28 protein-coding genes are annotated in these 25,766 nt (G+C 68.9%); 13 read left to right on the forward strand and 15 right to left on the reverse strand.

Annotated elements, in window-relative coordinates:
• Positions 1 to 164: 164 nt before the first annotated feature.
• On the forward strand, positions 165 to 779 hold the full coding sequence (locus HD596_RS23700; protein WP_185071526.1) for an MBL fold metallo-hydrolase: 615 nt from the start codon (positions 165 to 167) through the stop codon (positions 777 to 779).
• Positions 780 to 871: 92 nt separating this feature from the next.
• Here the strand turns inward: HD596_RS23700 and HD596_RS23705 are convergent, their stop codons facing one another.
• The gene (locus HD596_RS23705; RefSeq protein ID WP_313044664.1) at positions 872 to 1,753 is read right to left on the reverse strand and encodes an alpha/beta fold hydrolase; all 882 of its coding nucleotides are present in this window, start codon (positions 1,751 to 1,753) and stop codon (positions 872 to 874) included.
• Between the two features lie 634 nt (positions 1,754 to 2,387).
• Here HD596_RS23705 and HD596_RS23710 point away from each other — a divergent pair.
• The 6 genes from HD596_RS23710 (at position 2,388) to HD596_RS61985 (ending at position 5,776) form a co-directional block, all read left to right on the forward strand.
• On the forward strand, positions 2,388 to 2,564 hold the full coding sequence (locus HD596_RS23710; protein WP_185071528.1) for a hypothetical protein: 177 nt from the start codon (positions 2,388 to 2,390) through the stop codon (positions 2,562 to 2,564).
• A gap of 104 nt (positions 2,565 to 2,668) precedes the next feature.
• Positions 2,669 to 2,992, forward strand: a complete 324-nt coding sequence (locus HD596_RS23715) for a YciI family protein (protein WP_185071529.1) — start codon at positions 2,669 to 2,671, stop codon at positions 2,990 to 2,992.
• Positions 2,989 to 4,230, forward strand: coding sequence for an RNA polymerase sigma factor (locus HD596_RS23720; protein WP_185071530.1), 1,242 nt, complete (start codon positions 2,989 to 2,991; stop codon positions 4,228 to 4,230). Before HD596_RS23715 ends, HD596_RS23720 begins: the two co-directional genes overlap by 4 nt.
• Before the next feature lie 534 nt (positions 4,231 to 4,764).
• The gene (locus HD596_RS23725) at positions 4,765 to 5,220 is read left to right on the forward strand and encodes an excisionase family DNA-binding protein (protein ID WP_185078674.1); all 456 of its coding nucleotides are present in this window, start codon (positions 4,765 to 4,767) and stop codon (positions 5,218 to 5,220) included.
• 3 nt (positions 5,221 to 5,223) lie between these two features.
• The gene (locus tag HD596_RS61980) at positions 5,224 to 5,475 is read left to right on the forward strand and encodes a PIN domain-containing protein (protein ID WP_246554722.1); all 252 of its coding nucleotides are present in this window, start codon (positions 5,224 to 5,226) and stop codon (positions 5,473 to 5,475) included.
• Positions 5,476 to 5,575: 100 nt separating this feature from the next.
• Positions 5,576 to 5,776, forward strand: a complete 201-nt coding sequence (locus HD596_RS61985) for a VapC50 family PIN domain-containing toxin (protein ID WP_246554725.1) — start codon at positions 5,576 to 5,578, stop codon at positions 5,774 to 5,776.
• Between the two features lie 455 nt (positions 5,777 to 6,231).
• Here HD596_RS61985 and HD596_RS23735 read toward each other — a convergent pair whose 3' ends face one another.
• From HD596_RS23735 to HD596_RS23750, 4 genes are all read right to left on the reverse strand, one after another.
• Positions 6,232 to 7,005, reverse strand: a complete 774-nt coding sequence (locus HD596_RS23735; RefSeq protein WP_185071531.1) for an ABC transporter ATP-binding protein — start codon at positions 7,003 to 7,005, stop codon at positions 6,232 to 6,234.
• A 97-nt stretch (positions 7,006 to 7,102) separates the two neighbouring features.
• Positions 7,103 to 7,909, reverse strand: coding sequence for an ABC transporter permease (locus HD596_RS23740; RefSeq protein ID WP_246554727.1), 807 nt, complete (start codon positions 7,907 to 7,909; stop codon positions 7,103 to 7,105).
• Positions 7,906 to 8,721, reverse strand: a complete 816-nt coding sequence (locus HD596_RS23745) for an ABC transporter permease (RefSeq protein WP_185071532.1) — start codon at positions 8,719 to 8,721, stop codon at positions 7,906 to 7,908. The genes HD596_RS23740 and HD596_RS23745 overlap by 4 nt, the downstream gene beginning before the upstream one ends.
• Positions 8,718 to 9,716 (reverse strand): ABC transporter substrate-binding protein, encoded by a 999-nt coding sequence (locus tag HD596_RS23750; RefSeq protein ID WP_185071533.1) that lies wholly within the window; start codon positions 9,714 to 9,716, stop codon positions 8,718 to 8,720. Before HD596_RS23750 ends, HD596_RS23745 begins: the two co-directional genes overlap by 4 nt.
• Positions 9,717 to 10,344: 628 nt before the next feature.
• On the opposite strand from HD596_RS23750, the gene HD596_RS23755 reads away from it, so the two are divergent.
• From HD596_RS23755 to HD596_RS23780, 6 genes are all read left to right on the forward strand, one after another.
• Positions 10,345 to 13,074 carry a sensor histidine kinase gene (locus HD596_RS23755; RefSeq protein WP_185071534.1) on the forward strand — a complete coding sequence of 910 codons (2,730 nt, stop codon included), beginning with the start codon at positions 10,345 to 10,347 and terminating at the stop codon, positions 13,072 to 13,074.
• The gene (locus HD596_RS23760) at positions 13,071 to 13,493 is read left to right on the forward strand and encodes a roadblock/LC7 domain-containing protein (protein ID WP_132509872.1); all 423 of its coding nucleotides are present in this window, start codon (positions 13,071 to 13,073) and stop codon (positions 13,491 to 13,493) included. The genes HD596_RS23755 and HD596_RS23760 overlap by 4 nt, the downstream gene beginning before the upstream one ends.
• Positions 13,494 to 13,543: 50 nt before the next feature.
• Positions 13,544 to 13,912 carry a DUF742 domain-containing protein gene (locus HD596_RS23765; RefSeq protein ID WP_185078676.1) on the forward strand — a complete coding sequence of 123 codons (369 nt, stop codon included), beginning with the start codon at positions 13,544 to 13,546 and terminating at the stop codon, positions 13,910 to 13,912.
• The gene (locus HD596_RS23770; RefSeq protein ID WP_185071535.1) at positions 13,893 to 14,480 is read left to right on the forward strand and encodes a GTP-binding protein; all 588 of its coding nucleotides are present in this window, start codon (positions 13,893 to 13,895) and stop codon (positions 14,478 to 14,480) included. The genes HD596_RS23765 and HD596_RS23770 overlap by 20 nt, the downstream gene beginning before the upstream one ends.
• A gap of 121 nt (positions 14,481 to 14,601) precedes the next feature.
• Complete coding sequence (locus HD596_RS23775) at positions 14,602 to 15,975, forward strand: aldehyde dehydrogenase family protein (RefSeq protein WP_221519480.1); 1,374 nt, start codon at positions 14,602 to 14,604, stop codon at positions 15,973 to 15,975.
• Positions 15,976 to 15,981: 6 nt separating this feature from the next.
• A complete protein-coding gene (locus HD596_RS23780; RefSeq protein WP_185071537.1) occupies positions 15,982 to 16,425 on the forward strand; it encodes a DUF3598 domain-containing protein in 444 nt (147 codons plus the stop codon).
• Between the two features lies 1 nt (position 16,426).
• On the opposite strand, the gene HD596_RS23785 is transcribed toward HD596_RS23780, so the two are convergent.
• The 10 genes from HD596_RS23785 to HD596_RS23830 all read right to left on the reverse strand — a co-directional run bounded on the left by HD596_RS23785 (position 16,427) and on the right by HD596_RS23830 (position 25,642).
• On the reverse strand, positions 16,427 to 17,200 hold the full coding sequence (locus tag HD596_RS23785) for an ABC transporter permease (protein WP_185071539.1): 774 nt from the start codon (positions 17,198 to 17,200) through the stop codon (positions 16,427 to 16,429).
• Positions 17,197 to 17,976: an ABC transporter permease gene (locus tag HD596_RS23790; protein WP_185071541.1), complete on the reverse strand. Its 780-nt coding sequence runs from the start codon at positions 17,974 to 17,976 to the stop codon at positions 17,197 to 17,199. The genes HD596_RS23785 and HD596_RS23790 overlap by 4 nt, the downstream gene beginning before the upstream one ends.
• Positions 17,973 to 18,956, reverse strand: coding sequence for an ABC transporter substrate-binding protein (locus HD596_RS23795; RefSeq protein ID WP_221519481.1), 984 nt, complete (start codon positions 18,954 to 18,956; stop codon positions 17,973 to 17,975). Before HD596_RS23795 ends, HD596_RS23790 begins: the two co-directional genes overlap by 4 nt.
• A 28-nt stretch (positions 18,957 to 18,984) precedes the next feature.
• Positions 18,985 to 19,764 (reverse strand): ABC transporter permease, encoded by a 780-nt coding sequence (locus tag HD596_RS23800; RefSeq protein WP_185071544.1) that lies wholly within the window; start codon positions 19,762 to 19,764, stop codon positions 18,985 to 18,987.
• Positions 19,761 to 20,534 carry an ABC transporter permease gene (locus tag HD596_RS23805; protein WP_185071545.1) on the reverse strand — a complete coding sequence of 258 codons (774 nt, stop codon included), beginning with the start codon at positions 20,532 to 20,534 and terminating at the stop codon, positions 19,761 to 19,763. The genes HD596_RS23800 and HD596_RS23805 overlap by 4 nt, the downstream gene beginning before the upstream one ends.
• The gene (locus HD596_RS23810; protein ID WP_246554740.1) at positions 20,531 to 21,514 is read right to left on the reverse strand and encodes an ABC transporter substrate-binding protein; all 984 of its coding nucleotides are present in this window, start codon (positions 21,512 to 21,514) and stop codon (positions 20,531 to 20,533) included. The genes HD596_RS23805 and HD596_RS23810 overlap by 4 nt, the downstream gene beginning before the upstream one ends.
• A 93-nt stretch (positions 21,515 to 21,607) precedes the next feature.
• Positions 21,608 to 23,056 (reverse strand): dihydroorotase, encoded by a 1,449-nt coding sequence (locus HD596_RS23815; protein ID WP_313044665.1) that lies wholly within the window; start codon positions 23,054 to 23,056, stop codon positions 21,608 to 21,610.
• A gap of 14 nt (positions 23,057 to 23,070) precedes the next feature.
• A complete protein-coding gene (locus HD596_RS23820) occupies positions 23,071 to 23,847 on the reverse strand; it encodes an ABC transporter permease (protein ID WP_185071546.1) in 777 nt (258 codons plus the stop codon).
• A complete protein-coding gene (locus tag HD596_RS23825; RefSeq protein ID WP_246554744.1) occupies positions 23,844 to 24,653 on the reverse strand; it encodes an ABC transporter permease in 810 nt (269 codons plus the stop codon). The genes HD596_RS23820 and HD596_RS23825 overlap by 4 nt, the downstream gene beginning before the upstream one ends.
• On the reverse strand, positions 24,650 to 25,642 hold the full coding sequence (locus HD596_RS23830) for an ABC transporter substrate-binding protein (RefSeq protein ID WP_313044666.1): 993 nt from the start codon (positions 25,640 to 25,642) through the stop codon (positions 24,650 to 24,652). Before HD596_RS23830 ends, HD596_RS23825 begins: the two co-directional genes overlap by 4 nt.
• Positions 25,643 to 25,766: the final 124 nt, after the last annotated feature.

Raw genomic sequence — 25,766 nt, forward strand, 5'->3', positions numbered from 1 at the left:
GACGAGTGCCTTGCCGGCGTGGATCATGATCCGCTGCGGACCCTCGCGGAGATACCGCCACCGGCGACCCGCCGTTCGCTCAGGGGCGGGCACGAGGCGATCCGGGGCCGCCGGGCGATGATCATGTTGGCATCGACGCCCAGGCCGGCCGATAGGGTGATCCGGTGAGACTGACGCATTTCGGGCACGCCTGTGTGCGCGTCCAGGACGGCGATCGGGTGCTGGTGATCGATCCGGGCACCTTCTCCGACGCGGAGACGGCGCTGTCCGGAGCCACGGCCGTGCTCCTGTCCCACGAGCACCCCGACCACGTCGACGTTGAGGCTCTCAAGGCCGCCCGGGCAAGCAACCCCGCGCTGACCGTCCACACCCATGCGGCGCCGGCCGCCGAGCTCGGCGAGGGAGCGGTCGCGGTCGCCGCAGGCGAGACCTTCACCGCCGCCGGCTTCACCGTGAAGGCCGTGGGCGGCGTGCACGCCGAGGTCATCGACGGACTGCCCGGCTGCCCGAATCTCGGGTTCATCGTGAACGGCCTCTACCACCCGGGAGACTCCCTGTTCGTCCCCACGGACGAGGTCGACACCCTGCTGGTTCCGGCAGCCGGCCCCTGGGTGAAGATCGGCGAGGCCATCGCCTTCGTCCGAGACGTCCGGCCGGCCCGCGCGTTCCCGATCCACGACATCCAGCTCAGCAAGGTCGGCCTCCAGTACTTCGACGAGTGGCTTGAGGAGGAGACCGACTACGCCCGCATCCCGGTGGGCGATTCAGTCGATCTCTAGACCGACGCGCTGACCACCATTGGTCGGGGCAGGTGGTCCGGCGGCGCGTCAACGAGGGCGAGCGCCCCTGGAGCGCCTTGTGGTAACGCGGTTCAGGCGAGGAAGTCGAGCAGATACCGCGCTGTCTCGTCGGGTGCCTCCTCGGGGAGGAAGTGCCCGGACCTGATCGGGCCGCCGCGCACGTCGCGGGCCCACGTCTGCCAGACCTTGAGCGGTTCGTACCACTCGGCGACCGGTCCGGCCGCGCTCCACAGCGCGAGGGTCGGGCAGGTGATGCGCTGCTTGCCGCGGTCGGCCTGGTCATGCTCGTAGTCGAGCGTTGCGGCGGCGCGGTACTCCTCGCAGATGGCATGCACGGTGGCGGGATCGGCGAACTGCGCGGTGTAGGCGGCCCGCACCTCGGGCGGAAAGGCATCCGGCGTGTGCGACCAGGAGTCGAGCATGTGGTCCACGAGGAGGGAGGGCGCTGCCGCGATCAGCCGCTCGGGCAGCGGCTCCGGCGCCGCCAGGAAGGACCACACCCAGTAGCCGAGGGCGAAGTTCATGTCCGCGCGGTCGAAGACTTCCCCGGTGGGCACGATGTCGAGCACGGCCAGCCGGGTGACGGCCTCGGGGTGGTCGAGCGCCATCCGGTACGCGCAGCGCGCGCCACGATCGTGCCCCGCCACGGCGAACTGTTCGTACCCCAGTGCGCGCATGACCTCGACCTGGTCGCGGGCGATCGCGCGCATGCTGTAGGGGGCGTGGTCGGGCGCGCTCGGCGGCGTGCCGCTGGCGCCGAAGCCACGCAGGTCGGTGGCGATCACGGTGAAGCGCTCGGCCAGCCGCGGCGCCACCCGGTGCCACATGAGGTGCGTCTCGGGGATGCCGTGCAGCAGGAGGACGGGTGGCCCCGCCCCACCGCGGCGACCGTGAATGGTCGTATCGGACGTGGCGATGTCGAACTCGTCGAAATCTCCGAACCCTTCCAACACGCCGGTGAGTCTTCCACACGGGTACGACGATTCCGCACGACGAGGCTTCGGGGCGTTCTGTCCCGGCCGATCCGGATCGCCACCGGCACGCTGGTCGCAGAGCCCCATGAGCGAGACGGAGCGCGCGCGGTACCCGCCGGACGGACCCTTATGAGCGCGTCTGCCCATGACACTCGGAAGTCGGGACATCTGACGACGGCTACGACTCACCGAGCCGCCGACCCGGCTGGTACGGACCCGCCCCAAGCGCTCGGCGTAACCCTGGATACCCAGCGGCCCGGCGGCCGCGACCCGCGCCGCCCCCGCCGTGCTGACCGGACGGACGCCAGAGGCAGGTCGTCCGCCTCCTCGCCCAGGTCCTGACCAATGCCGAGATCGCCGACCGGCTCTTCCGGTCCGGTCCGCACGGTGGACAGCCAGGTGGCGGCGCTGGACAAGTTGAGCGGCCCGGGGGTGGCGGTCGCGGCGTGCACGTCGCCGTGGTCGTCGGCTGGCGGCGCAGTATCCTCGCGACCGGCGTCCCGGAAAATTCTTCAAAGAAATCCCGGAGGCGGTGTCGGATCGGGCCGGTGGTGTTCGTAGCAGGGGTGAGACGTCCACAAGGGGGCGGCACCGGGGTGAAGGAACCGCGATCATGGAGCTGACGACCCTGACTCAGGTCACGATCGATGGAGTGATGCGGGGAAACGGCGGCACGTCGGACGAGGACCGCCGAAACGGATCCGAGCGCGACGGATGGGCCCGGGGGAGGGGCGACAACGAGACCATGACGTTCATCAACCAGACCCGCGAGTCGACGCGAAGGGCGTGACGATCCAGGTCCACCGGCCGGCCGGGTGCCCGCAGCACGCGCCGGCCGAAGCACCTGACCGGCACACCACACACCGTCTTGACACCACAGGAGATGATCCTCAGATGCAGTACCTGCTTTCCGTGATCCACGACCAGGCCACCCTCTCCACCCCGGAAGAGGACGCTGCGATCGACGTGTTCAATGACCGGCTCCAGGCCGAGGGCAACTGGGTCTTCGCCGGTGGCCTCGCCTTCCCCGACACCGCCACCGTCATCGACAACCGGGGTGGGGCGTCGATGATCACCGACGGGCCCTTTGTGGAGTCCAAGGAGTACCTCGCCGGCTTCTGGATCATCGAGGCCCCCGACCTCGACGTGGCGCTCAAGCTGGCAGCCGAGGGGTCGAAGGCCTGCAATCGGAAGGTCGAGGTGCGGCCGTTCCTGTGAACAGGATCGACGTTCGCGAGGCGATCACCCAGGCGCACCATGAGGAATGGGCCCGGGTGGTCGCCTCCCTGACCAGGCGCTTCGGTGACCTCGACATCGCCGAGGAGGCGGCCGCCGAGGCGTTCGCGACCGCCGTCCAGCGGTGGCCGGCCGACGGCGTGCCCCCCAACCCGGGCGCCTGGCTGACCACCACCGCCAACCGCAAGGCCATCGACCGGATCCGGCGCGAGAACAAGCGGGACGACAAGCAGAAGGAGGCTCAGATGGTCTACGACGATGACCCGCCCGAGCCGGTTGGCGTCATCGAGGACGATCGGCTCCGGCTGATCTTCACCTGCTGCCACCCGGCGCTGGCGATGGAGACCCGCGTGGCGCTGACGCTGCGCATGGTCGCCGGCCTGACGATGCCCGAGATCGCCCGCGCCTTCCTGGTGGCCGAGAGCGCCATGGGGCAGCGGATCACCCGCGCGAAGGCCAAGATCAAGGCGGCGCGCATCCCCTATCGGGTGCCGTCCGCCGAGGATCTCCCGGGGCGCGTCTCCGGTGTCCTCGCCGTCCTCTACCTCGTCTTCAACGAGGGCTACCTGGCCACCGGCCCCGACACCGATCCCGTACGGCACGAGCTGACCGCCGAGGCGATCCGGCTCACCCGCCTGATCCGGGTCCTCCTGCCGGACGACGGTGAGGTGGCCGGCCTGCTGGCGCTGATGCTCCTGACCGAGGCCCGCCGCCCCGCCCGGGTCTCGGCTGGCGGCGAACTGGTCGCTCTCGACGAGCAGGACCGTGGGGCCTGGGACGCGGCGCTGATCGCCGAGGGCCACCGGCTGGTGCGCGAGCGCCTCGCCGCTGCCGCCGCCGGGGTGGCTCCGGGTCGCTACCAGATTCTCGCGGCGATCAACGCCGTGCACACCTCCGCCCGCGACATGCGCGACACCGACTGGTCACAGGTCCTCGCCCTCTACGACCAGCTCGTCCGCCTCGACCCCTCGCCCATCATCGCCCTCAACCGGGCCATCGCGGTCGCCGAGCTCGACGGCCCGGAGGTGGCACTGGCGGCCGTCGACCGCCTTGAGCCCAGGTTGGCCGGCTATCACGCCTACCACGCCACCCGCGCCGACCTGCTGCGCCGCCTGGGCTGCGGCCGGGAATCGCGCGCGGCCTACGACAAGGCCATCGACCTGGCGGGCAACACCGCCGAGACCGCCTCCCTGACCCGCCGCCGCGACCAACTGCGGTAGCACCCACGGACGCATCCCGCACGGGAGATCCGGCGGTGTTCCGCAAGGCGATCCCCAACCGGGCCAGCAGCCGCCCCAGGTCGGGGTGTTCCGCGAACTGCACCCCAAACTGCCCGGCGCTTTATGTGCCGCAGATGCGCCGAGGACGAGGTGTCCTTGGCCGTCCTGGCCACCGAGTACAGCGTCGGACGCTTCACCATTCACGGGCCAGAACCTTTAGGTAAAGGGAAGTCGCGCGTCCTGGATTGGCTGACAAGCCGCCCTGATCCAGACGGCAGGCGTGGGCATCAGCCGGCCCACCTCCTCGCCGGTCAACGGGTGGGCCCGATGCCGCGCGCACCGGGGGTCAGCGCTTACTGGCCTCCTGCTGGATTCGCTCGATCGACAGCCCGGTACAGGCCACCTTGGCGCCATTGAACACGGGGTACGCCCGGTCGAGGAGCTCCGGTCATGTACGTCGCTGAGGGATGCTCGGCTAACTAAGCCTTGCGTTTGCTTCGATTATTTCGGATACTGCGATTAGGAGGTGTCGTGATGGCCGATGTCCAAGCCAAGCGTGTTCAACCTGGGATCATCGACGCTGAGGTGGCTGGTCGCGCGGTGCGGAGGATCAAGGACTACCTCATGAGGTATCCCGACCAGACGACCATTCGCGTCGCAGGTGAGCATGGTGACGAGGGTCCACTGATCCTGCCTCGTGAGGCTGTGAGCCTGCTCGCCTTCATCCTCGCTCAGGCGGCCGAAGGGCGGGGAGTAACGGTCATCCCGTCTCATGCCGAACTGACGACGCAGCAAGCCGCAGACATGCTGAACGTCTCACGCCCTTATCTGATCAAGCTTCTTGAGACGGGGGAAATTCCCTTCCGATTGATCGGCAAGCACCGGCGCATCACGTATGAGGATCTTCAGGAGTACAAACGTCGTGATGATGTCAAGCGCCGTACGGCTGCCGATCAACTCGCCGCACTCGGCCAAGAGTTGGGTATCTGAAGCATGGCCTTCGTAGTTGTCTACGACGCGAACGTGCTCTACGGCAATACACTTCGCGACCTGCTCATTCGTCTCGCCATGACGGGGCGTATGCAGGCCAAATGGACCAATGGGATCCTCGACGAGATGCAGCGTAATCTTGCTGCCAACCGTCCCGACATCCCGGAAGAGAGGCTGAGCAAGCTTCGCCACCTCATGAACTCGGCCGTACGGGACTGCCTGGTCGAAGGATATGAGCCCTTGATAAAGGGCTGAAGCTTCCCGACACGGACGATCGACATGTACTCGCTGCGGCGATCAAGGCCGGGGCGCAGATCATCGTGACGTCGAACCTCAAGGACTTTCTGCAGAGGACTTGGCTGCATGGGATATTGAGGTCAAATCTCCCGATGACTTCGTGCTGGACCAAATCGACCTCGATGGAAGGGTCGTATGGGCCTGTGTGCAGCAGATCGCGGACTCGCGCGTCAGTCCGCCAGAAACGGTCGACGACGTGCTCGACGCATTGGAGACTGCTGGCCTCGTCGAGTCGGTTGCCGCGCTTCGAGCAGGATAGACGCCCCGCAAGAGGCAGAATTGACGATCAGCGTTAACGTATTTTCGGACACAGCCCCCCGGCCGATGTGAGGCGCGGCTGTACTCCATCAAGCTGTGAGTCCTGATTGTTCCGCTACGACGACTGCATTCGGGTCAACCGGCCCACACATGGTGAGCCGGCCGCTACGAGCCCCTGTTGGCCCGGCGCTGTCGCGTTGCGGCTGGCGGCGTTGGCGTCGGTGTTGGATTGGCTGAACGGTCAACAAGCAGTGCTGATCCAGGCGGCAGGGTGGGCTTCAGCAGGCCCACCACCTAGACGGGCAAGGGGTGGGCGCGATGGCGCCGAAGGCGCGTGGGGTTGCGCCGGAGGCGCCCCGGTGAAGACAGCCCGAGCGGAGCGAGGTCCTTTGGCTCGGGGTGGGTGTCAGCAGGCCCACCACCCAGATGGGCAACGGGTGGGGGAGCCGGGCCGACCTACACCGTGGCGTGGCTGCCGCGGACCAGGCGGCCGACCTCGGCGCGGAGGTGGACGAAGTCCGGGTGTTCGCGGGTCGTGATCTGGTCGCGCGGCGCGGGCAGCTCCACCTTGAGGTCGCCGACCACGTGGGCCGGGGCCTTGGACAGGACGACCACGCGGTCGCCCACGTAGACGCTCTCGTCGATGTCGTGCGTGATGAGCACGATCGTCATCTGGTGGTGGCCGCGTACCTTGAGGACGAGGTCCTCCAGGTCCTCGCGGGTCTGCGCGTCGACCGAGCCGAAGGGCTCGTCCATGAGCATCAGCGACGGACGGTAGGCCAGGGCCCGCGCGATCGCCACCCGCTGCTGCATGCCGCCCGACAGCTGGAACGGGTATTTGCGTTCCGCGCCCGCCAGGCCGACCGACTCCAGGGCCTCGTGGGCGGCCTCGCGGCGCTGGCGCTTGTCCATGTTCTTGCGGCGCAGCGGCAGCGCCACGTTGTCGACCACCGACATCCACGGGAACAGGGAGCGGCTGTAGTCCTGGAAGACCACGGCCAGGTTGTCCGGCGTCTGGCGTACGAGGTTGCCCTCGATCTTGATCTGCCCGCCCGTCGGCGTGATCAGCCCGGCGATCGACCGCAGCAGGGTCGACTTGCCCGCTCCGGAGGGGCCGACGATGCACAGCAGCTCACCCTCGGCGACGCTCAGGTTGAGGCCCTCGATCGCGTGGTGCGCATTGGGGGTACCGCCGCCGTAGACGTGGGAGAGGTTGTCTATCTCGAGCAATGGAATTCCTCAGGGGGCGAGACCATGGACAACACGGAGCCGGAAATACTCTATCCGAGCAGGAATCGGCATACTTGTAAACGGTGCGATCTTACTCTTACGTGCTGGAAAGTTGCTGGGCGGCGTGGTGCCAGGCCAGCACCCGGCGCTCGACCACCAGGAAGAGCTCGTTGAGGGCGTAGCCCAGCACTCCGAGCAGGACGATCCCGCCCCACATGGCGGGCAGGTCGAAGGTCTGGTACGCGGCCGTGAGCTGGAACCCGATGCCGTTCACGGTGCCCGGCAGCAGCTCGGAGAAGACCATGACGATCAAGGAGAGCGACAGCGCGAGCCGCAGCCCCGCGAACATCTTGGGCAGCGCCGACGGCAGGATCACCCGGAACAGCCGCTCGGCCCTGGACAGCCGGAACGCCCGGGCGGTCTGCAGGTGCAGCGGTTCGACCGAGCGGGCGCCGTCGGCGGTGTTGAGCAGCACCGGCCAGACGATGCTGAAGACGATGAACGTCAGCTGCATCCGCAGCCCGAACCCGAACACCACCACGAAGACCGTGACCAGCGCGGGCGGCGGGATGGCCCGCAGGAACTGCAGCACCCCGTCGAGATAGTCGTACGCCTGCGCGGACAGCCCCAGCGCGAGCCCGAGCACGAGCCCGGCCAGCGCGCCCCCCGCGAAGCCGGCGGCCATCCGGCCCAGGCTCGGCAGGATGTTGCCGATGGCGTCCTCGGTCAGGAACAGCGTGCCCGGCGGGCCCGAGAACCACATCGCGTGCATCCTGACCACGATCGTGCTGGGCGGCGGGAAGAACGTGCTGCCCGCCAGCCGCGTGGCGACCTCCCAGGCGAGGATCAGCCCGGCCAGCACCAGCGACCGGAACGCCGCCCCGCGCATGCCCCTGGTCCTCATGCCGTCTCTCCCAGGCGCGCGTGGTGCCAGCGGAACGCCCGCCGTTCGGCGGCCACCAGCACCGCGTTCACCAGCACCCCGAACAGCCCGACCCAGAACACCGCGGCCAGGATGTCGGTCATCCGTGCGGGTACGGCGATGCCGGCGAAGAAGATGAACACGCCGATGCCCTCGCCCCGCCCGGCCACGATCTCGGTGCTGACGATCAGGATGAGCGCCACCCCGGCGGCCAGCCGGAATCCGGTGGTGATGAAGGGCGCCGAGGACGGCAGCGACACGCGCAGCAGCACCGCCAGGGGCCCGAAGCCGTACGACCGCAGCGACTCCTTGGCGAGCGGGTCGACGCCGCGCAGGCCGTACATCGTGTTGTAGAGGATCGGCCACAACGAGGCGTAGACCGCGAGCGTGACGCGTACCTGCAGGCCCGTGCCGATCAGGAGGGACACCAGGGGGATCAGCGCCACCGACGGGATCGGCCGCAGGAACTCCACGACCGAGCGCGTGGCGGCGTCGACGATCGGGACGCTGCCGAGCAGCAGCCCGAGCGGCACCGCGATCACCGCCGCGAGGCCGAGGCCGACGGCCCAGGCGAGCAGGCTCGTCAGGGCGTGGTCGCGGAAGGCGGGGTCGGCCATCAGCGTCAGCGCCCGCCCGAGTATCGCCGTCGCGGGCGGCAGGGTCTCCGGGTCCACCAGCCCGGTCCGGCTGAGCAGTTCGATCAGGGCGGCGAAGGCGAGGGCTCCGCCCGCCCGGCGTGACCAGCGTGTCGCGGCGGACGCCGGGCGGGCGGGTGCCAGGGTCTGAACGCTCACCCGGACGTGGTCGGCGACATCAGCGACTTGACGTCGATCGCCTTCGTGAGCCACTTGGCCTCCAGCATCCAGTCGGCCACCCGCTGGAGGCGGACCGGGTTGTCGTTGCTGGAGAAGTACGGGAACGTGACGGTGGCCGCGGTGGCCGCGTCGATCTGGGTGAAGTTCGGCAGCACCTTGGCCACCACTTCGCGGTTGTTCTCCATGAGCTTGGCCGCGTTGTGGATGGCCCGCTGGAAGGCGGCCGCCGTCTTCGGGTTCTTGTCGTACCAGTCCTGCGTGCTGACGTAACCGGAGATCGGGAACTCGGCGGCGGGACCCGACGCCGGGTCGAGGATCTTGCGGGCGCCCATCGAGGACGTGGCCGCCGTGACCATGGGCTCGCCCAGGTACGCGGCGTCGATCTGGCCGCCCTTCCATGAGGGCATGATGTTCTGGAACGTCACCTGGACGTACTTGATCTTGGCCGGGTCGACGTTGTTGGCCTTGAGCACCTGCGTCAGCGCCAGTTCCTGGAAGTTGTGCAGGACGTTCACGTTGATCGTCTTGCCTTCGAGGTCCTTGGCGGTCTTGATGGGGGAGTTCGGCAGGGCCATGATGCTGAGCGAGTCGGGGGCCGCGCGAGAGCCCTCGGCCAGGATGCGCAGCTTCAGTGCCTGCTTGTCGTGCGCCTGGAACATTGACACGTAGTTGCCGAACATGGCGTCGATCTCGCCCTTGACCAGCATGGGGATGGCCTCCGGCGCGGCCTGGACCACTTGCGGGGTGACCTCCAGCCCTTCCTTCTCGAAGAGCTTCTGGTCGATGGCGACGTAGATGGCGGCACTGTCGATGGCGGGCAGGGTGGCGACCTTGATCTTCGTCTTCTCCAGGCCGCCGGCAGATGCGGACGGTGCCGCGCTGGGTGTCGTGGAGCCGCCCGTGCTGCACGCAACGGCGCCGAGTGTCAAAGCTAACCCGATGATGGCGGCCCTGGCGGGACGGCCAAGCCTCATGTCAGGGACTCCCTTCAGATGGAGCCAGGCGGGGGGACCGGGTGGCTTCTGCTCCCGGCGGCTGTGTGCCTGACGCACAACAACAGGGATAGACCGTAACACCAAATCTGTAGTCATTATCGCGAAAACGACGCCTGTGGTTGCAATGTCGGGTTGGCGTTCTATCGTGAAAATTTGATGAGCGGTAAGAGATCGGTGTTTGTCCGGTTTGTGAAAGGAGGGGATTGGCGGGACGACTGTTACTGATGGGGCCGGTCAGTCGAATACTCCACGAGTCCGAAGGAGGCTCGCTGGGCACCCTTCTGTTGCCTGTTTCACCAGTTAGAGGGCAGCCTTACCGATTCTGCCGAAATATTTGGACAATCGGGGATAAACGCCTCAATAGGGCACTAGTGGTGGTTGGCCCGCGCCAACTGCTGTGCTCAAATGACGCCTATCTAGACGTAGATATTGCCCCACGTGCATTTACCTGCATGGTCACCGAGAATTCCCCTCCAGGGGCGAGAGGTTGCGAAGGCAAGTGAGAACGCAGAGCGCTGAAGCTTCCGCCGACCGCGAGCCGCACGGGCATCAGAAGCGACGGTTGCCCAACCCTCCTTCACGCAGGTTCGGGCTGGGCAACTGGCACGTGCGATCGCGCCTTATCGCGCTGATCGTCGTCCCCACGGCGGTGGCCGTGGGTCTGGGCGGGCTGAACGTGTTCACCTCGCTCAGGGACGCCAACACCTATCAGACCCTCAGAGAGGTGGCCGAGCTGAGCGAGCAGCTCGGCGCCGTCACCCATGAGCTGTCCTTCGAACGCGACCAGACCGCCCTCTACATCGCCCAGGGCCGCCCGGGCAACCGCGAGGCCCAGCTCCGTACGACCTACAGCGGGGTGAACAACCTCATCGACGAGGCCAAGCGGCGGGCGCAGGCGCTCTCGGACACCCATTCCGACGCCGTACGGCCCGTGCTCCGGCGCCTGGACGAGATCCCGACGCTGCGGGAGACGGCCGTCAAGGGGAAGATCCAGCCCCTCCCGATGATCCAGAAGTACTCGCAGATCATCGCGGCCCTGCTGCAGTTCCACGACCAGGTCGGCCAGGTGGCGGTGGACGACGAGGTCTCGCACAGCGCCAGCGCGATGGCCGCCATCGCCCGCGGCAAGGAGCAGGCCTCCAAGCAGCGCGGCGTCCTGGCCAGCGCGCTGGACAAGAAGGGTTTCGACAGCGGCGAGCTCGACGCCCTCACCGACGCCAAGTCGCGTGAGGAGAGCGAGGAGACGCTGTTCGCGACCCTGGCCACTCTCGATCAGCTGGAGCTCTACCGCAACACGGTCGTGGGCAGGGACGTCGACCAGACCGACCTGTTCAGGCTGCGAGCCATGGCGCAGTCCGCCGAGGGCAAGGAGCTGAGCATCGGCGTACGGCCGGACAAGGACGTCGCCACCTGGTTCGAGGTCAGCACCGGCAAGATCGACGCGCTGCGCAGCGTGGAGAAGGACCTGTCCTCCTCCGTCATCCTGCGCGCCCGCGCCCTGGAGGAAGCCGCCAACCGCTCGGCCCTGATCTCCGGCGGCCTCATCCTGCTCCTGCTGGTCGTGGTCACCGCGATCATCTCGCTCATCGCGCGCTCGCTCATCAGGCCGCTGCGCAAGCTGCGCGGCGAGGCCCTCGACATCGCCGGGCACCGCCTGCCGGAGACCGTGCAGCAGCTGCGCGAGAGCGGCGAGGGCGCGGCCGGCCCCGTCATCCCCATCGGCGTGGACACCCACGACGAGATCGGCGAGGTCGCGCGGGCGTTCGACGAGGTGCACCGCGAGGCGGTCCGGCTGGCGGGTGAGGAGGCGCGCCTGCGGAGCAACGTCAACGCGATGTTCGTGAACCTGTCGCGCCGCAGCCAGACGCTGGTGGAGCGGCAGATCACCCTGATCGACGGCCTGGAGCAGGGCGAGCAGGACGAGCAGCGGCTCGGGAACCTGTTCAAGCTGGACCACCTGGCCACCCGCATGCGGCGCAACAGCGAGAACCTGCTGGTGCTGGCCGGCCAGGACCCGCCGCGCCGCTGGAGCCAGCCCGTCAAGCTGGTGGACGTGGCCCGTGCCTCCCTGTCGGAGGTGGAGAACTACGAGCGGGTCGTGCTCCAGGTCCCGGACGGTGTCTCGGTGGCCGGCCAGGCCGTCAACGACGTCATTCACCTGCTGGCCGAACTCGTCGAGAACGCCCTGTCGTTCTCCCCGCGCGAGACCAGGGTGACCGTCTCCGGCAGCCGGATCGACGGCGGCGGCGTCATGCTGTCGATCACCGACGCCGGCATCGGCATGACCCAGGAGGAGCTGGTCCAGGCCAACGACCGCCTCACGGACGCGCCCAGCGTGGACGTGTCGGTGTCGCGCCGCATGGGCCTGTTCGTGGTCGCGCGTCTGGCGCACCGGCACGGCATCCGGGTGCAGCTGCGCCCGCACGCCTCGGGCGGCCTGACCGCGATGGTGCTCATCCCGGAGAACATGCTCGGCTCCCAGGCCCCCAACTTCTCCGGCATGCCGTCCTTCTCGGGCAACCAGCCGCCCGCCCTCGCGGGCGCGGCGAGCGGCGGCGGCCCCGGCGACCAGCCGTACTCGGGGCCGCATCCCGCCCCGCCGGCCACGGACTGGCCGCAGCCCACGTACCAGATGGGCCCCGGCCAGATGGGGCCCGGCCACCCGTCCTTCCCGTCGCACCCGGAGATGAGCGGCAACTGGCCGCCGACGCAGCAGTGGCAGCCGGACGCGAACGCGTGGCCGTCGGAGCCGCGCATCGGCAGCGGCTACGACAGCTCCGACGTGTGGACCCCGCCCCGCAGCCCGTCCTGGAACGGCGACCGCGCACTGCCCAGAAGGCCCGTGCCCGAGCCCCCGCCGGGCGGCTGGGGCCGCGACACCATGCCGCCGCAGCGGCCGGGGTTCGACTTCCCCGAGACCGAGTCGGCCAACCCGGGCTCCATCCCGGCCGCCCCGCCCGCCTCGGCGGGAGACGACTACTTACCCATCTTCGCCGCGGTGGAGTCGGCCTGGTTCGGCCGCAACAACGGGGCGAGCTGGGGTTCGAGCAAGGCGGACGAGGGATGGAGCGCGGCGGAGGCAGTGGTGGAACCGGTACGTGACGGCCAGACGGCGGCGGGGCTGCCGAAGCGGGTGCCCAAGGCCAACCTGGTGCCCGGCTCGGCCGACACCTCGACCCCGAAGGGCGTGACACCGATGCCGTCGGTGTCACCGGACCGCATACGCAACCGGCTCTCGAGCTTCCAGCAGGGCTTCCGGGCGGCGCGTGACGACATCACCGAGGGCAGGGCGTTCCCCTCTGGCCCCAGGAACGATGACAGGGAGGAGGGAGCATGAGGGATCTGAGTCATGCGGCACGTGGTGTCGACTGGCTGATCACTGACTTCGTCAGCACGGTCCCGGGCGTCGCGCACGCGGTGGTCGTCTCTTCCGACGGGCTGCCGTTGGCGGCCTCGTCGGGGTTTCCGGCTGACCGGGCCGACCAGCTGGCCGCCATCGCGTCGGGCCTGGTGAGCCTGACGCAGGGTGCGGCCAGGGTGTTCGAGGGCGGTGCGGTCAACCAGACGATCGTGGAGATGCAGCGCGGGTTGATGCTGATCATGTCGATCAGTGACGGTTCGTGTCTGGCGGTGCTGGCGGCTCCGGACTGTGACATGGGTCTGGTGGCGTACCAGATGACGCTGATGGTTGATCGCGCCGGTCAGGTGCTGACCCCGGCTGTGCGCGCCGAGCTGCGCGCCAGCCAGACCAGGTGATGTAGGTGTCAGACCCGAGATGGAACAGCGGCGGTTGGGCGCCCCCGCCTGTGCCCCAGTCCCAGTCGCAGCTGAACCCCGACCCCGCGTCGCCCGTCCGTCCTTACGCCGTGACAGGTGGACGGACGGCGCCGCGGGTCAAGCTGGCGATGGAGGCCCTGGTGTCCTCGGCGACCGCCGAGCACCGGGAGTTCTCGCATATCACGCCGGAGTACCAGGCGATCAGCCAACTGTGCCGGCAGGTGCGGTCCGTGGCAGAGGTGTCGGCCCTGCTGCGGATCCCCCTCGGCGTGGTGCGCGTGCTGATCGCTGACATGGCTGCCGAAGGTCTCGTCCGCGTGCATCAGCCACAGCTGGACGAGGGCAGGCCGGACGTCAATCTGCTCGAAAGGGTGCTCAGTGGACTTCGCAGGCTCTAGCCCCGGTCTCACCTCGACGAAGATCGTGGTGGCTGGAGGTTTCGGGGTGGGGAAGACGACCTTCGTCGGCGCGGTGTCGGAGATCATGCCGTTGACCACGGAGGCCGTCATGACCGACGCCTCCGTGGGGATCGACGATCTGGGCATGACGCCGCTGAAGTCGACCACCACCGTCGCCATGGACTTCGGCCGGGTCTCCCTGGACCGTGACCTGATCCTCTACCTGTTCGGCACGCCCGGGCAGCACCGGTTCTGGTTCATGTGGGACGACCTGGTACGCGGCGCCATCGGCGCAGTCGTGCTCGTGGACACGCGCCGACTCTCCGACAGCTTCCCGGCGATCGACTACTTCGAGGAGGCGCAACTGCCGTTCGTGGTGGGCGTCAACGGGTGGGACGGTCAGTATCCGCACAGTGACGCCGAGGTGCGTGACGCGCTGACGCTGGCGCCGCACATCCCGTTGGTGCGGCTCGACGCCAGGTCCAAGGACTCGGTCAAGGCCGCGCTGATCAACCTGGTCGAACACGCGCTCTCGGTCCGCATGGCCGTACCGGGCTGGGGTGGTTAGCTCCACTTTCGAGCCGCTTGCGCCCGCGTGGGCGCGTTGACAGCCGCGGCACTCTCCTGATCACAATGGCTCCCGCCGAGCATCGCAGGAGCATCATGTCCCGTGGCCGCACCACATGAACGTGAGGAACCCGATCACCGGGCAGGCCGACAGGCCACTCGCCCCTGTCCCGCCCGACCGGCTCGCCGCCCTGGCGGCCGGTCTGCGCGAAAGGCAGCGGAGCTGGCAGGCCGCCGACCGCGGCGAGGTCCTCTCCGGGTTCGCCGCCGCGCTGGCCGCTGACGAGGACCTGCTCGCCGCGCTGGTGGCCGACACCGGCAGGGTGGGGGAGTCGGTCCTGGAGCGGCAGATCGTCGCCGGTCTCATCGACCGGTGGGTACGCCAGGCGCCCGCCCTCCTAGCACCCCCGCCCGAGACCCCCGCCTCCCTGCCCGGCGTCTTCGTCGGCGGCGACGTGGTGCCGTACGAGCTGGTCGGGGTGATCAGCCCGTGGAACTTCCCGCTGCTGCTGGGCCTCATCGACGCCGTGCCCGCGCTGGCCGCGGGATGCGCGGTGCTGGTCAAGCCGAGCGAGGTGACGCCCAGGTTCATCGAGCCGCTGATGCGGCTGGTCCCGGACGGGCTGCCGCTGGAGGTCGTCGAGGGCGACGGCGAGACCGGCGCGGCCCTGGTCGACCTGGTGGACGCCGTGGTCTTCACCGGCAGCGTGGAGACGGGACAGCTGGTCGCCGAGGCGGCCGCCCGCGCGTTCGTGCCCGCGTTCCTGGAGCTGGGCGGCAAGGACCCGGCGATCGTGCTGGCCGGAGCCGACCTGGAGCGGGCCGCGTCGGCCGTCCTGTGGGGCGGCACCGCCAACGCGGGGCAGTCGTGCCAGTCGATCGAGCGGGTCTACGTGGCCCGCGAGGTCCACGACGAGTTCCTGGCGCTGCTGGTGGACCGGGCCGCCAAGGTGGGGCTGACCTGCGAGGGCGGCCCGATCGGCCCGATCATCGGCCCGGGCCAGGAGGACGTCATCGCCGCGCACCTGGCCGACGCCGTCTTCAAGGGCGCGACCGTGCACACGGGCGGCGAGATCGAGCGGCACGGCGGCGGCCACTGGTGCCGCCCGACCGTGCTGTCCGGCGTCGACCACGGCATGCTGGTGATGACGGAGGAGACGTTCGGCCCGGTCCTGCCGGTCATGGCGGTGGAGGGGCCCGACGAGGCGGTCGCGATGGCCAACGACTCGGTCTACGGGCTGTCGGCCGCGGTCTTCGCCGCCACGGAGGAGCAGGCCATGGCCGTGGCGGCGCGGCTGAGGGCCGGCGCGATCAGCGTCAACGACGCCTCGCTGACCGCGCTCGTGCACGAGGGCGAGAAGCACTCCTTCCGCCTGTCGGGGCTCGGCGGCTCGCGGATGGGCGCCGCCTCCATCCGCCGGTTCGTACGCCGCCGCGCCTTCCTGGTCAACCGTTCCGACGCCGCCGACCCCTGGTGGCACACGACGAAGGAGTAGCCGCCGATGGGACTTCGCGCGGACATGCCGTTGCTGGCCCGCCACGAGGGCGAGTGGGAGGGCGAGTACCTCCACCTCGACCGGGAGGGAAACCCGATCGACCGGCACCGCGTCCAGATGACCTGCGCGATCCTGGACGACAGCGTCTACCACCAGACCAACCGCTACGTCTGGGACGACGGGCGCACCGAGGTGCACGAGTTCCCGGGCACGTACCTCGGCGGCGGGCGCTGCGGATTCGACACCGAGCGGATCAAGGGAGAGTTCCGGGAGCTGGACGGCAGCACCATCTACCTCAGCTGGCAGTACAAGGCCGAGGGCGAGGACCTGCGCCTCTACGAGATGATCGTGCTCAGCGAGGACGGCAAGTCCCGCAGCCGCGTCTGGCAGTGGATCAAGGACGGCGTGTGCGTGAAGCGCACCCTGATCAACGAGCGCCGCGTGGGCTGACTCAGCCTCGCGCCCCTCGGTGCCACGACAGCACCACGCGCTCGAACCCCACGAACGCGGCGTTGAGCACGATGCCCAGCAGCCCGAGCAGGACGATCCCCGCCCACATGGCCGGGATGTCGAACTGGCTCTGTGCCTCCAGCATCCGGTGCCCGACGCCCTCGGTGCTGCCCACCAGCTCGGAGATGATCATCATGATCAGGGCCAGCGACACGCTCAGCCGCAGCCCGGCGAAGATCTTGGGCGAGGCGCCGGGCAGGATGATCCGGGTCAGCCGCTGCCAGGGGCCGAGCCGGTAGACGACCCCGGTTTCGATGTACTGCCGGTCCACGTGGCGGGCGCCGTCCATGGAGTTGATCAGTACGGGCCAGACGACGCCGTACACGATCGCGGCCAGCTGCATCGGCGTGCCGATCTTGAACAGCGCCAGGAAGACCGGCACCAGCGTGGTGGGCGGCACCGAGCGGCCGAGGTGCAGCAGCGGCTCCACCAGGGCCGCCAGCCAGCGCGACCGGCCGAGCGCGACCCCGATCGCCATCCCGGCCACGCAGGCCACCGCCCAGCCCGCGAACAGCCTGGCCAGGCTGGGCAGCAGGTCGGCGACGGCCTCGTCGGTCAGGAACGCCCGCGTCCACGGCCCCGAGAACCACAGCTCGTGCAGCCTGGCCACGATCCGTGACGGCGGCGGGAAGTACGCGGCCTGCGCGGACCGCGTGGCCAGCTCCCAGCAGAGCACGGCGACGGGCAGCAGCCAGTACCACACGATCCTTTTCACGAGGCGTCCCCCGTCCGTTCGCGGTGCCAGCGGAACACGCGCCGTTCGGCGGCCGTGAACAGCAGGTTGGCGGCCAGCCCGATCAGCCCCGCCCACAGCGGCGCCGCCAGCATGCGGTCGAGCCGGTTCGCGCTGCCCGCCAGCGACAGGAACGCGCCGATCCCGCCCCCGCCCGGCGCCAGCAGCTCCGCGCTGACGGCCACGATCAGGGTGACCGACACCGCGATCCGCACGCCGGTCGCGATGAAGGGCGCCGCGCTCGGCAGGCTCACCCGCAGCGCCACGGCGACCGGCCCGAAGCCGAAGCTCCGCAGCGTGTCCTTGGCCAGCGGGTCGACGTCGGTCAGGCCGTACAGCGTGTTGATCAGCACCGGCCACGTGCAGGTGTAGACGACCAGCGCCGTCTTGGCGTCCTGGCTCTCGGTCCACAGGAACATCGCGATCGGGATCAGCGACACCGACGGGATCGGCCGCAGGAACTCCACCAGCGGCCGCACCGACCGCTCCACGAACGGGACCGTGCCCAGCAGCAGCCCCGCGGGCACGGCGACCGCGACCGCGATCACCAGCCCGCTCGCGCACGCGCCCAGCGTGGCCAGCACGTCGGCCCTGAACTGCGGCTCCAGCGGCAGCTCCGCCGCCGTGGCGAGCACGGACGACACGTACGGCCATCCGGCCGGAGCCAGCCCGAGCCGCCCGGCCAGCTCGACGAGGGCGATGAACGCGGCGATCCCGAGCGCCCCGAGCACCGCCCGCCCGATCCGGTGTTCGATCATCCGCTCACAGGCGCGAACAGCTGCGCCACGTCCACCTTGGCCTTGAGGTAGCCATAGCCGTGCAGCAGGTCGGCCAGCTTCTGGACGCTGGCCTTGTCGGCCTCCATCGAGAACTTGCCGAGCGTCATCGCCGCCGCCGCGTCCGCCGGGATCTGCGTGTACGTCGGCACCACCTCGTCGATCGCCTTCCGGTCGGAGCCCGCGATCTGCTGGGCCTTGGCCAGGGCGCGGTGGAAGGCGGCGGCCGTCTTCGGGTTCTTGGCCAGCCAGTCCTCCGTGACGCCCCACCCGTCGATCGGCACGCCGGCCGTCACGCCGTCGGTGGTGTCGATGATCTGCGTGGCGCCGCCCTTCTTCGCCGCCGTCAGGAACGGCTCGACCAGCCAGGCCGCGTCCACCTGGCCCGAGCCCAGCGCGGAGATCTGGTCGGCGAACTGCACCGGGACGTACTTGACGTCCTCGGGCTTGAGCCCGGCCTCCTGCAGGTGGGCGTTGGTCAGCGTCTGGCCGAGCGCCTTGAGCACGTTGACCGCGATGGTCTTGCCCTTGAGGTCGGCGGGCGCCTTGATGGGGGAGCCCTTGGCCACGACGACGCCGGCGACGTTGGGGGCGGCCTCCTGGCTGTGCTGGAAGAGCTTGAGCTTGGCGGCGCCCGAGTCGTTGATGGCCATCAGCGACACGTAGCTCGTGAGGAACGCGTCCATGCTGCCGTTGAGGATCTTCGGCATGACCGCCTGCGGCGCCTGGATGATCTCCGTCTTGACGGTCAGGCCCTCCTCCTTGAAGAAGCCGCGCTTCTCCGCGATGAACAGCGGCGCCGACGACGGGACCGGCACCACGCCGACCAGCAGCTGGGTCTTCTCCAGCCCACCCGCGGACGAGGTGCTGCTCGTGCCCGTCTGGCTCCCTCCTCCGCCGCCGCACGCGCTGATCGTCAGCGCCATCGCCATACCCGCGACTACGAACCTGGCCAGCTTCATCGCCAATGCCTTTCTCGGTCCTGAGAGTTCACGAATTACCGGTGGCCTGCCTGTGCCAGACGAGCATCCGGCGCTCGGCCAGCACGAACAGGGAGTTGACGCCGTAGCCGAGGACGCCCAGCAGGGCGATCGCCGCCCACACCCCGGCGCCGTCGAAGCTGCGCATGGCTGTCAGCAACTGGTAGCCGATGCCGTCCGTGCCGCCGACGAGCTCGGAGATCACCATGAGGATCAACGCCAGCGACAGGCTCAGCCGCAGCCCGGCGAAGATCTTGGGTGCGGCGGCCGGGAGGACGACCAGGGCCAGGCGCTGCGGCCTCGACAGGTTGAAGACCGTGGCCGTGTCGGTGTAGGTGGGATCGACGGACCTGACACCGTCGATCGTGTTGAGCAGCACCGGCCAGATCACTCCGAACACGATAGTGGCCAGCTGAGTGGTCAGTCCCGCCTTGAACAACACCAGGAACACCGGCAGCAGCAGGGGAGGCGGGATGGCCCGGCCGAACTCGATCAGCGGGTCCACGTAGTCGGTCGCCGAGCGCGAACGCCCGAGCAGCAGGCCCGCCACGATCCCGATCAGCGCGGCCAGCACCCAGCCGCCGAACATGCGGCCGAGGCTGGGCAGGATGTTCGCGATCGCGTCGTCTGTCAGGAACGCACAAGCGGGCGGGCCGGAGAACCACAGCTCGCGCATGCGCGCCGCGATCGTCGTGGGCGGCGGGAAGTCGGTGTCGCCGACCGCGCGTCCGGCGAGCTCCCAGACGGCCAGCACCACGGGGACCACCCAGAGCCGGGCGAGCGCCTTCACGAAACCGCCCCGGTCCGCGCGTGGTGCCAGCGGAACAGGCGGCGCTCGCCGGCGAGCAGCACCATGTTCGCGAGCACGCCGAAGAGACCGGCCCAGAACGTCGCCGCCATCATGAGGTCGGTCCGGTTGCCGTTGCCGGCCACGGTCACGTAGACGCCGATCCCGTTCACGCCGCCGGCGACCAGCTCGGCGCTGACGGCCAGGACCAGCGCGATCCCGGCGGCGATCCGGACGCCGGTCGCGACGAACGGGGCCGCGCTGGGCAGGCTCACCCTGACGAGCACGGCCGGCGGGCCGAAGCCGAAGCTGCGCAGGGACTCCTTGGCCAGCGGGTCCACCTCGCGCATGCCGTACAACGTGTTGATGAGGATCGGCCAGACGGACGCGTACACGATGACGGAGACCTTCATCAGCTCGTCCACCGGGACCAGCAGGATCGCGAGCGGGATGATGGCCACCGAGGGGATCGGGCGCATGAACTCGAGCACGGGCCTGATCGCCCGCTCCACCGGCGCCAGCGCGCCGAGCAGCACGCCCGCGGGCACGGCCACCGCGACGGCGGTCAGCAGGCCGAGCGCCCAGTTCGCGAGAGTGGCGCCCACCCCGGCCAGGAACTTGGCGTCGGCCGGGAGGCGCGCGGCTTCGTACAGGACTGTCGAGGGCGGCGGAAAGAGGAGGTCCTTCCCCAGGCCGAAGCGGATGACCAGCTCTCCGGCCAGGAGGAACGCCGCGGCGCCGGCGGCGCCGCGGAGCAGGCGGGCACCCGTCATCCGCCCGGGCTCGCCGCGATGAGCGACTTCACGTCGATCGGGCCGCTGATGTACTTGTACTCGAGCATGAGGTCGGCCACCTTCTGCAGCCGGTCCGCCTCCAGGGTGCTCGGGTAGGCGCCCAGGGTGATCGCCGCGGCGGTCTTGGCGTCGATCTTCGTGTACGTCGGCAGCGCCGCCTCGATCTCCTTGCGGTCACCGGAGGCGAGCTGCTGCGCCTTGGAGATCGCCCGCTGGAAGGCGGCCAGCGTCTTCGGGTTCTGCCGCACCCATGCGTCGGTGGCCATCCAGCCCGCGATGGGCAGGTCGGCGGTCCGGCCCGTCATGGTGTCGGCGATCGTGCGGAAGCCGAGCGCGTTCTTGTTGGCCGTGATGAACGGCTCGGTGATCCAGCCCGCGTCGCCCTGCCCCGCGGTGATCGCGTTGCCCATCTCCGGGAACGGCTTCTCGGCGAACTTGACGTCCGTCTCGCTGAGCCCGGCCGCCTTGAGCTGGGTCGTGACCGCCAGCGTGGCGATGTTCCTGAGGTTGTTGACCAGGACCGTCTTGCCCTTCAGGTCCGCGACCTGCTGGATCGGCGAGTCCTTCGGAACCATGATCTCGAAGGTGTTGGGGGCCGCCCGGTACATGTCGGCCACCAGCTTGATCTTCTTGCCCTGGCTGGCGGCCAGGATCGAGGACACGTAGTTGGTCTGCGTGATGTCCAGGGCGCCGCTCTCGATCTGCGGCAGCGCGGCGGCGCCGCCGGTGATCGTGACCGGCTCGACCGTCAGGCCCTCTTCCTTGAAGAAGCCCTTGGCCTGGGCGATGTAGAGCGCGACCGGGTCGGGGATCGGCAGCGCCCCGACCTTGATGGTGGCCTTCTCCAGGCCGTTGGGTCCCGTCGAGGCCGGGGACGCGCCGCCCCCGCCGCAGGCGGTGAGTGCGAGGACGGCGACGGAGCCGAGCGCGAGTACGTGACAGCGCAGAGTGCGTGCCATGGGGGGTCTCCTACGTGGATGTTGGGAGAGCGAGACACGTTACTTTGCGTGAGCGTACCCGAGGAATGATCGACTTTGCAGGCGCACGCGCTTTCAGGCGGGGCGGGACACGTAACGGCCCACCGGCCGGCCCACGATCTTGCCGGCGTCGAGCACGTGGTTGCCGCGGACGAACGTGTCGGTGACCTTGGCGGTCAGCTCGAACCCCTCGAACGGCGTGTACTCCTGCGTCGACTCCGAGTCCTGGGCGCGAACCGTCCAGGTCTGCCCGGGATCGACCAGGCAGATGTCGGCGTCGAAACCGGGGGCGATGGTGCCCTTGGTGCGCAGGCCGTAGCGCTTGGCGGGGTTCCACGAGGTCAGCGCGGCGATCCTGCCGTACGGCAGCCCCCTGCGGCGGCCCTCGGTGATCAGGCCCGGCAGCAGGTACTCGGCGCCGCCGAACCCGGCCTTGGCCACGAAGACGTTGTCGCTCGGTTCGCCGAACTTGAGCTCCTCGCGGCAGCAGGCGTGGTCGCTGACCACCCAGTCCACGGTGCCTTCGAGCACGTGTCCCCACAGCGCCTCGACGTCCTCGCGGGGCCTGATCGGCGGGTTGACCTTGGCCCCGATGCCGCTGGCCGTGTCGATGTCGGCGAGCAGGTGACCGATCGTGACCTCGCGGCGGAAGTCGATGTGGGGGAACGTCGCCGCCATGCGGACGGCGGCGTCCAGGGCCTTGGCGGAGGACAGGTGCAGCAGGTTGATGTTGGCCAGGCCCGTCTCGTGGGCGAGGTAGGAGGCGATGAAGACGGCCAGCCCCTCGGAGTGCGGCGGGCGCGAGGCGCTGTAGGCGGCCAGGCCGCTCAGGTCCCCGGCCTCCTCCACGAGCTTCGTGTACGCGGTCATGATCTCGGCCGTCTCGCAGTGCAGCGACAGCGAGATCTCGCCCGCCAGCTCGGGCAGCCGCTCCCTGGCCGCCTGCACGCCGCGCATCACGAACTCGAAGTGCGCGTAGTCGTAGCGCTCGCCCTCCGGCAGCATGAGGAACGCCCGCTGGTCGTCGGAACGACCGTGCAGCCCGTGCCCGCCGTAGAACATGAAGATCTTGAACGACGGCACCCCGAACCGCTCGACCAGGTCGGGCAGCTCGCCGATGTGCCCGCTCGACATGGGCGCCAGGTGGAAGCCGTAGTCGACGTAGGCCCGGCCCTCGGCCTGCTTGAGCACCTCGGGGAAGAACTCGGCGTAGGGGCCGCCCCTGTTGAGGTAGTACTGGCCGGTCCGCATGTAGGTGAGCGCCGTCGTCACGCCGCCCTGGGCGCTGGCCCGGCTCTCCGACTCGGTGTCCTCGGGCAGCGGGTTGTAGATGCCCCAGTGCTGGTGGGCGTCGACGACGCCGGGGAAGGCCAGCTTGCCGCCGCCGTCGATCACCTCACCGGCGGCGGACTGGCCGGGCTCCACCCGTACGATGCGGCCGTCCGCGATGGCGATGTCCGCCTCCACGGGGTCGTCGTGCTCGTGGGTGACAACCTTCACGTTCTTCAACAACAGGTCGGTCACAGCAGTGGTCTTTCCTAAGCGAGGCGGTAGGCGTGGCGGTGCCAGGAGAGCACGCGCCGCTCCACCGTGAGGAACAGTGAGTTGAATGCGAAGCCCAGCACGCCGAGCAGCACCACGTTGGCCCAGATGGCGGGCATGTCGGCGGCGCTGACGGCCATGTTGAGGAGATAGCCGAATCCCTCGGTGCTGGCCTTCAGCTCGGAGATGACCATGAGGATCAGCGCCAGGGAGACGCTCAGGCGCAGGCCCGCGAAGATCTTCGGTGCCGCGGCGGGCAGGATGATGCGCAGGAACCGCAGGTGGGCGGGCACGCCGAAGACGGCCGCGGTCTCGACCTTCAGCATGTCGAGGTTGCGCGCGCCGTCGATGGAGTTGAGCAGGATCGGCCAGACGATGCCGAACACGATGGTCGCGATCTGCACCTGCGGGCCGATCTGGAAGAGCACGAGGAAGATCGGCAGCATCACGGGAGGCGGCACGGCCCGGCCGAACTCGATCAGCGGCTCGACGATGTCGGCCAGCCAGGGGGTCCTGCCGATCGCCACGCCGAGGCCCACGCCCACGACCACGGCGATGGCCCACGACCCGACCACCCTGATCAGGCTGGGCAGGAAGTGGTGGACCGCCTCTTCGGTGAAGATGAAAGGCCCGGAGAACCACATCTCGTACATCCTGGACAGGATCAGGGTCGGTCCGGGAAGGAACGGAGTGGCGAGCGCCCCCGCGAGCAGTTCCCAGCCGACGAACATGACGGGGATCAGCCACAGGCGTTTGACCAGAGTGAGAATCATGTGTTCCGCCACCTGAACAGCCGTCGCTCGGCACGCGCGAGCAGGATGTTGACGACGAGCCCGATCACGCCGGCCCAGATCAGGACCGCGACGACGTCGATCAGCGCGTCCACGCCGATGCCGGTGCTCGCCTCGATGAGGAAGCCTCCGACGCCGACCGAACCGCCCACGATGTACTCCACGCTGATGGCCAGGATGAGCGTGATGGAGGCGGCCAGCCGGACGCCCGTCGCGATGAAGGGCGCCGCGCTCGGCAGGGCGACCCGCCAGATCACCGCGCCGGGGCCGAACCCGAAGGAGCGCAGCGTCTCCTTGCTCAGCGGGTCCACGTCACGCACGCCGTACATGGTGTTGATCAGGATCGGCCAGGAGGCGGCGAACACGATGAGCGCCACCTTGGCGTTGATCTCCGGCTGGAAGAAGAACAGCGCCAGCGGGATCAGCGCCACCGAGGGGATGGGCCGCAGGAACTCCACGAACACCCGGGTCATCTCCTCGACCACCGGGACCGTTCCCAGCAGCAGCCCGATGGGGACGGCGATCAGGACGGCCAGCGGCAGCCCGATGACCGCCGCCGTGAGGGTGCCCGCGATGTCCCCGAGGAATTCCGGGTCCACGGCCAGGGAGAACGTCCTGGCCAGGGTGTCCGCGGCCGGAGGCATCCACTTGAACAGGCCCGACATGCCGAGAAGCTGCCAGGCAAGCAGAAAACCCGCCACGCCGATGGCGTGGCGGGTGTATTTGGCCAGCTTGGCGCGGGCGAGCGGGTGCTGCCCGCGCCGCGCCGGGTTGATCGTGGTCATCATCCCTGAGGTGCTGTGTAGATCATCGAGCTGACGTCCATCTTCTGCTTGAGCATCTGGGCGTCGAACATGAGGTCCGCCACCCGCTGGATGCGCTGGGCGTTCAGCGAGGTCGGGTAGGCGCCGAGGTTGATCGTCGCGGCGGTCTCAGCCGGGATCTTGGTGAAGGTCGGCAGGACCTTGGTGACCGCGCTGCGGTCGGTGGCGGCGATCTGCTGCGCCTTGGCCATGGCCCGCTGGAAGGCGGCCAGGGTCTTGGGGTTGTTCTGCGTCCACTTCTCCGTGGCCGCCCAGCCGGTGATGGGCAGACCGTCGGTCGGGCCGGACATGGTGTCCAGCAGCATGGTGGCGCCGATCTCCTTCTTCGCCTGGCTGACGTACGGGTCCGTCATCCATACGGCGTCGACGCTGCCCTTGTCCAGCGAGGAGATCCATTCCGTCGTCGGGATCACGACGTAGGTGATGTCCTTGGTGGCGTCGAGACCGGCGATCTTGAAGTGCGGGCTCATCGTGAGCGTGCCCAGACCACCGACGATGTTGACGCCGATCTTCTTGCCCTTCAGGTCGGCGACCTGCTTGATCGGGGAGTCCTTCTTGACCATGATGCCGAAGGCCCCGGGCGCGCCCTGGTAGGAGTCCGCGATGTACTTGAACTTCTCGGAGCCCGACTGCTGGATGGTCAGGATGGTCGCGTAGCTGCCCAGCACGACGTCCATCTGGCCGTTGGAAAGCTTGGGAAGCACCGCCTGCGGAGCCTGAATGGGCTCCTGCTTGACGTTCAGGCCCTCTTCCTTGAAGAAGCCGCGCTCCATGGCGATGAACAGTGGCGCAGAGTCCGCACCCGGATACTGTCCGACCAACAGGTCGGTTTTCATGCCGCCGGCCGCAGAACTCGAGCTTTCTGGTTTGTCGCCAGAACTTGAACACCCGGTGATGACGAGGGTGCTCACAAGCCCAATCAGGGCACTACGCCCTAATGCACCGAACCGCATTACGCGTCTCCTTTGGAACCCATGGGGGTGGGGGTGTTGGTAACTGAGGGTGTCAGCGACGGTCGAACCCTAGCGCAGGCCGTAGTTCCGGATGCACCGGGAACTCCTAAAATTAACAAGATAT

It is taken from the genome of Nonomuraea jabiensis, from assembly GCF_014204795.1.
GTDB classification, from domain to species: Bacteria; Actinomycetota; Actinomycetes; order Streptosporangiales; family Streptosporangiaceae; genus Nonomuraea; species Nonomuraea jabiensis.